This is a genomic window from Streptomyces sp. NPDC094448, assembly GCF_044763775.1.
Taxonomy (GTDB): Bacteria; Actinomycetota; Actinomycetes; order Streptomycetales; family Streptomycetaceae; genus Streptomyces.
In genome coordinates this window covers 187,812-194,890 of the sequence record NZ_JBIWGU010000016.1, presented here as the reverse complement: position 1 = coordinate 194,890, position 7,079 = coordinate 187,812, and the positions used below count along the sequence as shown (strand labels likewise).

Annotated in this window: 6 protein-coding genes; 2 read left to right on the top strand and 4 right to left on the bottom strand. The window is 75.3% G+C overall.

Annotated features, from left to right (window positions below; genetic code table 11):
• A partial coding sequence (locus ACIQ9E_RS27640; protein WP_403711565.1) for a BTAD domain-containing putative transcriptional regulator occupies window positions 1–1,200 on the bottom strand: 1,200 nt, incomplete at its 3' end.
• Between the two features lie 607 nt (window positions 1,201–1,807).
• Between ACIQ9E_RS27640 and nagB the strand changes: the two genes are divergently transcribed.
• A complete protein-coding gene (gene nagB, locus ACIQ9E_RS27635; protein WP_403711563.1) occupies window positions 1,808–2,590 on the top strand; it encodes a glucosamine-6-phosphate deaminase in 783 nt (260 codons plus the stop codon).
• A 245-nt stretch (window positions 2,591–2,835) separates the two neighbouring features.
• Window positions 2,836–4,242, top strand: coding sequence for a globin domain-containing protein (locus ACIQ9E_RS27630; RefSeq protein WP_403711561.1), 1,407 nt, complete (start codon window positions 2,836–2,838; stop codon window positions 4,240–4,242).
• On the opposite strand, the gene ACIQ9E_RS27625 is transcribed toward ACIQ9E_RS27630, so the two are convergent.
• The 3 genes from ACIQ9E_RS27625 to ACIQ9E_RS27615 all read right to left on the bottom strand — a co-directional run bounded on the left by ACIQ9E_RS27625 (window position 4,217) and on the right by ACIQ9E_RS27615 (window position 7,067).
• The gene (locus ACIQ9E_RS27625) at window positions 4,217–5,608 is read right to left on the bottom strand and encodes an NADP-dependent succinic semialdehyde dehydrogenase (protein ID WP_403711559.1); all 1,392 of its coding nucleotides are present in this window, start codon (window positions 5,606–5,608) and stop codon (window positions 4,217–4,219) included. The genes ACIQ9E_RS27630 and ACIQ9E_RS27625 overlap by 26 nt on opposite strands.
• A 154-nt stretch (window positions 5,609–5,762) precedes the next feature.
• Window positions 5,763–6,137, bottom strand: a complete 375-nt coding sequence (locus ACIQ9E_RS27620; RefSeq protein WP_403711557.1) for a hypothetical protein — start codon at window positions 6,135–6,137, stop codon at window positions 5,763–5,765.
• A 228-nt stretch (window positions 6,138–6,365) separates the two neighbouring features.
• Window positions 6,366–7,067, bottom strand: a complete 702-nt coding sequence (locus tag ACIQ9E_RS27615) for a DUF6629 family protein (protein ID WP_403711555.1) — start codon at window positions 7,065–7,067, stop codon at window positions 6,366–6,368.
• Window positions 7,068–7,079 lie beyond the last annotated feature (12 nt).

Here is a 7,079-nt window from a genome sequence, read left to right as displayed (position 1 = left end):
CCCCGCCGCCGCGTCCACCACATGCTCGCAGTTGTCCACGATCAACAGCATCCGCCGGTACCGGCAATGCTCCACAAGCCGCTCCAGAGGATCGGGAGCCTGGCCCGGGGCCCGTACCGCCAGGGGAGGTTCGCGGACCCCGAGCGCCGCGAGGACGGCATCGGGGACGGCCGTACCGCCGTCGCGCACCGGGGCGAGTTCGGCGATCCACACGCCGTCCGGGTACGCGGCGCCGGTCGCGCCCGTCGTACCGGTCGTGCCGGTTGTGCCGGTCGTGCTTGCGGTATCGGCGGCTTCCAGGGCCAGCCGGGTCTTGCCCGCGCCGCCCGCACCGACGAGGGTGACCAGCCGCTGAACCGAGAGGGCCGCCGTCACATCGGCGAGATCGTCGCCGCGGCCCACGAACGACGTCAGACGCGCGGGAAGGTTTCCCGGTACGGGCGGAGCGTCCCCGCCTCCGGGCGGGCCGGCGAGGAGTTCGGCGTGGAGCGCACGCAGCCCGGCCCCGGGATCGGCGCCGAGCCGCTCCGCGAGGCGCACCCGGACCTCCTCGTAGGCGGCCAGTGCCGCGGCTTGGCGGCCGCTCGCGGCGAGCGCCCTGATCCACAGCGTCTGGAGCGGCTCGTCGAGGGGCGCGGCGGCGGCCAGCGCGGCCGCCTCGGGGAGGGCGGCATCGGCCCGGCCGAGCGCGAGCGCGGCGGCGACCGCGCCCCGGCGGGCTTCGGCGTGGCACTGCCGGGCGCGTACGGCGAGAGGGTCGCGCTCCCCGTCCGGGAGGTCCGCGAGCGGCGGTCCCTGCCAGAGCGCGAGGGCCTCCCCGAAGAGCCGGGCGGCTTCGGCCGGGGGCCCTGCGTCCAGCACGGCGAGGCCGTCCGCGGTGAGCCGCTCGAACCGGAAGAGGTCCACCTCGTCCCGGGCGGCGACCAGCCGGTAGCCGCCGGGGGTCAGCTCCACGGCTTCCCGGCCGATCGCCTTGCGCAGCCGTCCGACGAGCGCCTGGAGGGCGGCGGCCGGGTCCCGGGGCGGCTCCCCGGTCCACACCTGGGCGGCCAGCGCGGCCGGGGGCACGGGGCGGCCCCCGGCGGCGGCGAGCGCGGTGAGCAGGGCGCGCACGCGGAGTCCGCCGGGCACGACGGGGCCGGCGGCTGCGCCGGGCGGGACGGCGCGGGCCGGCCCGAGTACCCGGTAGCGAATGATCACGCGCTCATTCTCCCCTGCGGGGGCGCCTCCGGCTTCGGGGTGCGCGGTGCCGGGTGGGCGGGGTGTGCCGACTGCGGGCCGCCGGTGGCTCGTCGCGCCGTTCCCCGCGCCCCTCGCGGTGCCCGCGGGAAGCGCCCTGCGAGGCGGGCGCAGTATGCCGACCCCGGGCCGCCGGGAGCTGATCGCGCCGTTCCCCGCGCCCCCATGCCCGGGCCCTACACCCACCGCGGCCGCCGGTGGCCGGGCGCTCCGTTTCCCCGCGCCCCTCGCGGTGCCCGCGGGAAGCGCCCTGCGAGGCGGGCGCAGTATGCCGACCCCGGGCCACCGGTGGCTGATCGCGCAGTTCCCCGCGCCCCCAAGCTGCCTCCGAGGCGGGCGCAGTATGCCGACCGCGCACCGTCGGAGGCCGGTCGCGCAGCTCCCCGCACCCCCTCCCGGGCTCCCCTCCTTGCCCGGTGAAGCATCATCCCCGCGGCTTCAGGCGCCTGCGCGCGTGCCTGCCCCGAACCGGAGGCGAGACACGAGGCGCCCCACACCTGTAGATTGGTCTACACCATTGCGCCGACCGACTGCCACCCAGCGTGCGCACACACAGACAGGGACTTCCGTGGAAGTTGTCATCGTTCCGGATGCCGCCGCAGGCGGCGAACTCATCGCCGAAGCCATGGCCGCCCTGCTGCGGCGCAAGCCCGACGCCCTTCTCGGGGTCGCCACCGGGTCGACGCCGCTGCCCGTCTACCAGGCGCTGTCCGGCAAGGTCCGGGCCGGTGAGGTGGATGTGTCCGGGGCCCGGATATGCCAGCTCGACGAGTACGTGGGGCTGCCCGCCGGGCACCCCGAGTCCTACCGGTCCGTGGTGCTGCGGGAGGTCGTGGAGCCCCTCGGGCTCTCCGAAGCCTCCTTCATGGGGCCCGACGGCGGCGCCGAGGACGTGCCCGCCGCCTGTGCCGCCTACGACAGCGCGCTGACCGAGGCGGGCGGGGTGGACCTCCAGCTGCTCGGCATCGGCACGGACGGGCACATCGGGTTCAACGAGCCCTGCTCTTCGCTGGCGTCCCGCACCCGCATCAAGACGCTCACCGAGCAGACCCGCAAGGACAACGCGCGCTTCTTCGACAGCATCGACCAGGTCCCGCACCATGTGATCACGCAGGGGATCGGGACCATCCTGGAGGCCCGGCACCTGGTGCTGCTGGCCACCGGCGAGGCCAAGGCGGACGCCGTGGCGCTGGCCGTCGAGGGGCCGCTGTCCGCACTGGTCCCGGCTTCGGCGCTGCAGCTCCACCCGCACGCCACGATCGTCGCCGACGAGGCCGCCGCCTCCCGGCTCAAGCTGGGCGACTACTTCCGTGCCACCTACGCGGCCAAGCCCGCGTGGCAGGGCATCTGAGCCGTCGCTCCGCGACCGGTCGCGCCCCGTCCGGTTCCCGTGGGACACCCGCGGAAACCGGACGGCTTCGGCGAGTAACCGTCTTGACCCGCCGGAGGGCCGCAGGATGTAAGGATTCTGTCCCGGCCGGAACAAATGCAGCGCGCAACCACCCTTCGGGGCCCCGGGGTTGATACGGTGCGCTGGCCCGGCGCCGCCCGCGCGCGCCGGGCGGCGTGCGGATGTGCGGCCCCGGGGGGAACCACATGGACGACGACAGCGCCGCTTTCGGCGGCCCGCCCCGTGCCGCGGCGGACGACGGGCCGGGCGGCGGGGAGCCCCCCGACGACGCCGAGGTGGTCCGGGCGAGCCTCGAACGCGTCAGACGCCGGGCCGGACACGTGGTCCGGTACTTCTTCGCCCATCTCTTCCGCCACCACCCCCATCTGCGTCCGCTGTTCCCGGCGGTGATGGACGATCAGTACGAGCGGCTGTTCGCCGCCCTCACCCAGGTCGTGGAGCAGTTAGGCCGCCCCGGACTCCCGGCCCGGCTGGAACGGCTCGGCCGGGACCACCTCAAATTCGGGGTCGCCGACGCGGACTACCCGGCCGTCGGAGCGAGTCTGGTGGCCGCCCTGCGCCGGCACTCCCCGGCCACCTGGGACGAGCCCACGGAGGCGGCCTGGCAGCGGACGTACCGGAGCATCGCCGCGCATATGACCGCGGGTGCCCGCCGCGCCGTCGCGGCCGGTGAGCCCGGCTGCTGGGAAGCCACCGTCGTCTCGCACCGGCTGCACGGCGGCCACACAGCCGTGATCCGGGCCGCCGTCCGCAGACCGTACCCCTGGCTTCCGGGGCAGTACGCGACCGTCGAGCACCAGGATCTGCCCGGAGTGTGGCGGCCCTATTCGCTGGCGGGCGTCTCGGCGGCGGACGAACGGGAACGGGTACTGGAGTTCCATGTGGCCCGGGTGCCCGGCGGGCTGCTCAGCGGGGTGCTGTGCGATAGGACCCGGCCCGGCCGGCGGCTCCGGCTCGGCCCGGCGTCGGGCTCCGCGCTCGCCCCGCCGCACGGCACCCCGGGCGTCACCCTGATCGCCGGGGGCACGGGCTGGGCCCCGGTCAAACCCGTCCTCGACGAACTGCTGCGCCGCCGTCCGGCCCCCCGGATCCGGGTGGACGCGGTGGCCCGGGGCGAGGCCCACTTCTACGACGGGGCCTTCCTGGACGGGCTGTTGCGGGACCGGCCCTGGCTGAGCGCCTACTGGTGGTACCAGGAACAGGGCGAGGGCCTGATCGGGGCCGCCGAACGGCTCCACGAGCAGCTGCGCAGACGCCGGGACTGGGCCGGGGAGACCGTCTACCTCTGCGGCCCCGGGGGCTTTGTCCAGGAGACCGCCGAGCTGCTGTTCTCGTGCGGGCTGCCGCCGGAGGCGCTGATCCGGGATCCGCAGCCGGCGTCCGCGGCGCGCCGTGGGCACGTCTCGCCCGCGGAGGCCTTCCTCGACCCGCAGCCGGTGCACTGGATCGACCCGGACGCCCGGATCGGGCCGGATGCCCGGATCGGCCCGCCCGTGGATCCGGGGGCCGCCCCTCCGGCACCGGCCACCGCGGCGGGGCCCTCGTGCCTGCCGCGCCGGGCTGAGGTCAGGGGCCGTACCAGAGCGTCGTGACCTCGCAGAACTCCCGGATGCCGTGGCCGGACAGCTCCCGGCCGTATCCGGAGCGTTTGACGCCGCCGAAGGGGAAGGCGGGGTGGGACGCGGTCATCCCGTTGAAGAAGACCCCGCCCGCTTCGATCTCGCGGGCGCAGCGGGCCGTCTCGCGCTCGTCCCGGGTCCAGACGCTCGAACTCAGCCCGAACGGAGTGTCGTTGGCCAGGGCGATGGCCTGGTCGAGATCAAGGGCCCGGTAGACGGTGGCGACGGGGCCGAAGGCCTCCTCCCGGTGGATGCGCATGTCCGGGCCGACGTCGGTGAGGACGGTGGGTTCGTAGAACCAGCCGTGGTCCCGGCCGGGCGGGCGGGCCGCGCCGCACAGCGCGCGGGCCCCGAGGGACAGGGCGTCGGCGACGAGGGCTTCGAGATCGGCCCGGCCCTGTTCGGTGGCGACCGGCCCGACGTCGGTGCTCTCTTCCAGGGGGTTGCCCACGATCAGCTCCCGCATCCGGGCGGTGAACCGTTCGCAGAAGGCGTCGTGGACGTCGGTGTGCACGATGAACCGTTTGGCGGCGATGCAGGACTGGCCGTTGTTCTGGATCCGGGCGGTGACGGCGGTGTCGGCGGCACGGGCGATATCGGCGCTGGGCAGCACCACGAAGGGGTCGCTGCCGCCCAGCTCCAGGACGGTCTTCTTGACCTCGTCGCCCGCGACGGCGGCGACGGCCCGCCCGGCGGCCTCACTGCCGGTGAGGGTGGCGGCGGCCACCCGGGGGTCGCGCAGGACGGCTTCGACGGCGCCCGCCCCGATCAGCAGGGTCTGGAAGCAGCCCGCGGGCCAGCCGGCCCGCCGGAACAGCTCCTCCAGGTACAGGGCCGTCCGGGGCACGTTGGAGGCGTGTTTCAGCAGGGCGGTGTTCCCCGCCATCAGGGCGGGCGCGGCGAACCGTACGACCTGCCAGAGGGGGAAGTTCCACGGCATGACGGCGAGGACCACACCGACGGGCCGGTAGCGCACCACGACCCGGGCGGCGCCCGAGTCGGCGACGTCCGTGGGGGCCGGGTGCTCGTCGGCGAGGAGTTCCTCGGCCCGAGCGGCGTACCAGCGCATGGTCCGCGCGCATTTGGCCGCCTCGGCCCGTGCCTGGGCTAGAGGTTTGCCCATCTCGGTGGTCATGGTGCGGGCGATGTGCTCGGCGTCCTCGTCGAGGAGTTCGGCGGCGCGGAGCATCAGCCGGGCCCGGTCGGCGAAACCGGTGACCCGCTGTCCGGTGAACGCCTCCCTGGCGAGGGCGATCCGCTGCTCGACCTCGCCGGGCTCCATCGGGTCGAAGGTGCCGAGAGTCTCCCCGGTGGCGGGGTTGACCGTGGCGATGGGCATGGGGCTCTCCTTCAGGATCTCCCGGGCACGGCTGCGCGCGTACCGCCGCGACCGGGCCGCGGGGCCCTTCGACCCTCGCGCGGTCCGGCCCCGCCCGCAACGCGGCACGGGCCGCCCGGGGCCGGGCCCCGGGGCGGTGCCGGAGTGCGGCCGATCAGCCGGTACGGCTCAGCAGCCGCAGCTGGACGTCCTTCTCCTGGTCACCCGCGGCGGTGCCCCGCCGCTCCACCTCGAACGCGGCGGCCAGGGTCTCGGTCATCCGGTCGACGGCCCAGTAGCCGCCCTGCATCTCGGCCTCCACCGGCTCCGTGAGCCGTACCGGGGCGGCCGGGGCGAGTGCGGTGGCGACGTCGAAGGTCGCCGTCCAGACCGTGGCGTGGCCCTCGGACACGTACTCGGGCCGGTCACCGGCCTCACGGTCGCAGGCATAGGCGCGGCGGAGTACCTCGAAGACGGCGTGGGCGTCCTCCTTGGCGGAGTTGCTGATCGTCACCACGACGGGTTCGGCGTGCTGGTCGGCGGTGTTCACAGCGGTCCCTTCTGCTGTCGGATTCTGTCGGGGCTGTCGAATCGGTAATCAGTCCGGAGCTGTCGGTACTGTCGGAGCTGTCGAATCGGTAATCAGTCCGGAGCTGTCGGATTCTGTCGGGGCCGGTGGGGGCCGGTGGGAGTGGGCCGGGGGACTGTGCGGGCCGGGTCGGGTCAGCTCGGGCCCGGTCCGGATCCGTCAGGGCAGGCCGAAGCGGGTCGGGGCCGGTCAGGGCTCCGGAGCGGCCCCGTGAGAACTCTCGTCTCCAGCCTTGCGCGCCCCGGGCCCCGAGGCCAATCGGGCTCCGGGCCGGGGACCGCGGCCGACCCACCGCAGGATCAGCAGGGAGGCGACCGCCGCCAGCGCGCACCAGGTGGAGACGAACGCGGTACGCCACAGCAGGGCGCAGACCACGGCACCGGCGCCGGTGACGCCGCCCAGCAGCCTCAGGGTCCGGTCGCCGCTCAGCAGCAGGGCGCCGACGGTCGCGAGCAGATAGCCCGCGAGGACGGCTGCCGGGGCGGGCAGGCCCACGGCGTAGCCCACGGTCCGCCCGTGGATCTCGGCGGTGACCGTGGCCTCGGTGAGCCGGCGGGCGAGGACCGCGGCGGTGACGGCGCCCGCGGCCAAGGGCACGGCGAGCCGCAGGACGCCGACCCGCCCGCGCGGGGGCCAGGTGCCGGAAGCAACCGCCAGAGGCACGTACAGCGGCAGCACCGGCAGGGCGATCACCGCCCAGACGAGGGTGGCGGGTCCGCTGCCGCCCCCGCCGTGCCAGAGCACCGCCTCGGTGATCTGGTGGGCGCCGAGCAGCAGCGGAAGCGCGGCGAGCGGCAGATCGCGGACGCGGCGCGCCCGGACGACGCAGACGGCGCCGACGGCACCGATCACGGTGCCGGCGACGAGGTCGGCGGTAGCGCTCCAGCACACGGCGCCCGGCTC

Excerpts from the sequence above, each read along its gene's own strand:
- ACIQ9E_RS27630 (WP_403711561.1), top strand. The coding sequence starts at position 2,836 with ATGGACGACGACAGCGCCGCTTTCGGCGGCCCGCCCCGTGCCGCGGCG.
- ACIQ9E_RS27625 (WP_403711559.1), bottom strand. The coding sequence starts at position 5,608 with ATGCCCATCGCCACGGTCAACCCCGCCACCGGGGAGACTCTCGGCACC.